Consider the following 2,618-nt stretch of genomic DNA (forward strand, 5'->3'; position numbering starts at 1 on the left):
TCCCAATACAGCACAGAAGGCTTATAAGGAGATGGAGGACCAACAATTGATAGTGACAGAAGGAAATTCACCGAGCCGCATTACTCATGATGCGAGGATTTTACAAGATATTCGTTCGGAGCTGCTTGCCGATGCTGTGGATGCTTTTATTACATCTGTAAGTAAAATTGACGTTCCAATTGAGGAGCTGCTCCATTTGGTGCAAAGCAAATATATCTTGAGAAACGAGAGGGATAAAGGGATTGATGGAGGAGGATCCGAACATGATTGAGGTTGTAGACATTATTAAGCGTTATCGCCGCCGTAATGTACTTGACGGCATATCCTTTACGGCTCAGAAAGGTCAAATTACCTGTCTAATAGGGATAAATGGTGCCGGAAAGTCTACTGTGCTGAAGGCGATTATGGGATTAACTCCGCTAAATAGAGGCTCTATTCGCATCGATGGACAACCGATACACAAGCTGATATATGAGAAAATAGCTTTCGTACCCGATCATCTCATTATGCCTTCAGGAATGCGGCTATCTGATGGATTGCAATTCATGAAGGATTATTACCTAAACTGGAACGAGGAACGAGCAAACGAATTAATACGTTTTTTCAAGTTGGATAAGAAGGAAAGGATCGGCAATCTGTCCAAAGGAACGGCAGCTAAGTTTAACTTACTACTAGGACTCAGCCAGGACACTGACTATGTCCTTATGGATGAACCATTTTCAGGGATTGACATGTTCAGCCGTGAATTAATTGCAGAGGTTTTTTCCAGTCAACTTATTGAAGGACGAGGAGTCCTTTTGACTACACATGAAATAAGTGACATGGAGCATCTCATTGATAAAGCTGTTCTCATTGAGCGTGGAATCGTCAGCAAAGCTTTTGACTGTGAAGAAATGCGCAGTGAGCATGGGAAATCGGTCATAGATGTAATGAGAGAGGTGTATCAATCGTGAACCGATACTTAAAGCTGGTTCATATGGAAATCCATCGATTCCGGTATGTGCTAGGTGCATTATTGGCTTTAACAGCCATCATCCAAATAAGTGCATTAATGATTACTTTATCGACTGAATTGTCAAAAAGGGAACTACGGATTAGTAATTCTCCAGAGTTTTTGAAGTTTTCTTGGGCCATATCTAGTACACAGTTTTGGTTTGCTGTTCCCATTTTTATAAGTATAGCCGTACTAGCTTTGTATGTATTTATAATTTGGTATCGAGATTGGGTGGCCAGAGATACGTTCATTTATCGCCTTCTCATGCTGCCAACCGCAAGACGTCATATTTATTTAGCCAAAATCACTGCAATCATACTTTTCGTATTCGGTTTGTTATCCTTCCAGCTCATATTATTAGGTGTAGAAAAGCTTATTTTCAACCTAATTGTACCGTCTGAAATGAGGGTTTCATCGTATTTAACAGACGCTATTATATCAAATGAAGTGTTGGCTATTTTGTTTCCGCGTAATATTGAGCAATTTCTATACTCGTATGGTATGGGAATAATAGCGGTATGCGCTATTTTTACGGCTATTTTAGTAGAGAGAAGCTATCGTTTTCTAGGCATTGTATATGGCATTTTATACTTGCTGCTTTGTACATTCGCCATTAGTTTCCCCATGCTATTTCTGGGATTAAATAATCCATCATCCTATTTAAACCCCATGGAGATATTCGCGATTGAGCTTATTATGTTTGGTCTTGTATTAGTTGGGTCTTTGTTACTTGGATTCCGACTACTCGACAAAAAGATAACGGTGTAAGGAGGATGACCATGAAACGCTATTTATTTTCCATACTGCTTAGTATCCTCGTAGTTGGAGGTATCGGAATTTACTTATTTTATGGTACAGTAGACCATCTTCCGGATTATAAGCTGACTACTGTTCAAGGCAATCCCGCAGAAGGAGCAGATATTGAGCTTACGGGTGAATATTATGGTCGATGGAAAACGGAATCTGTGGGTGTTGACGTAAAAGGAAGTGATTACGCTAGTCGAAACATTAACTTTCGTCAGAGGTTTAATAATTATCGTTCCAGATTTTCTGGAAAAGCGGAATTATTACAGCAGTTAATAAAGGATCACCGCCAATTTATAAGAGGGAAGAGTAATTTAGATGGATTTTATGCCGATGATAATTGGATTATTTATGCGGAATCAAAACTGAATGTTAAGGATTCTGAAAATTGGAAGGTTGCATTGAAAATTAGTATTCTTGATTTATCTTCCAATAAGAGCCGGCAATGGGAACAGACTTTCCCGGCAGATTCTTTTCCTTATATAGCTGATGTGCAGCTTGTCGGAGAGCAAATTCATGTTCTAACCTCTCAGAATTCGAAAATTGGTAATTACACGCAAAATTTCGATTATGTGGTGGACCTTAACAGCGTTGAGCTGTTGAGAAGTGATGAAATCACTCCATTAAACGATAACAAGGAAGATTATGTATATCAACTTAGTTACGTAACACACGACTTATATTCTGCACCTAGTGACTACGCTATCATTCATTCAACTAAACAGAAAGTTATTTCAAGAGAATCTAACAATTCATATTCTTCTGAAGAAGTCGGCAAGCTCATTTATTCTTATTCTTATCAGACAGKTAAGCTTGAAGC

Annotated in this window: 4 protein-coding genes; all 4 read left to right on the plus strand. The window is 38.8% G+C overall.

Annotated features, from left to right (window positions below):
* The coding region (locus AC1DWN_RS31905; RefSeq protein ID WP_477562866.1) for a GntR family transcriptional regulator at positions 1 to 271 on the plus strand (271 nt) is incomplete at its 5' end.
* On the plus strand, positions 264 to 953 hold the full coding sequence (locus AC1DWN_RS31910; RefSeq protein ID WP_477562867.1) for an ATP-binding cassette domain-containing protein: 690 nt from the start codon (positions 264 to 266) through the stop codon (positions 951 to 953). The genes AC1DWN_RS31905 and AC1DWN_RS31910, both read left to right, overlap by 8 nt.
* Positions 950 to 1,762, plus strand: a complete 813-nt coding sequence (locus AC1DWN_RS31915; protein WP_477562868.1) for a hypothetical protein — start codon at positions 950 to 952, stop codon at positions 1,760 to 1,762. Before AC1DWN_RS31910 ends, AC1DWN_RS31915 begins: the two co-directional genes overlap by 4 nt.
* 11 nt (positions 1,763 to 1,773) lie before the next feature.
* Positions 1,774 to 2,618 (plus strand): hypothetical protein (locus tag AC1DWN_RS31920; RefSeq protein ID WP_477562869.1); only part of this gene is annotated, 845 nt, incomplete at its 3' end.

The organism is Paenibacillus sp. P4_A7 (assembly GCF_056402455.1).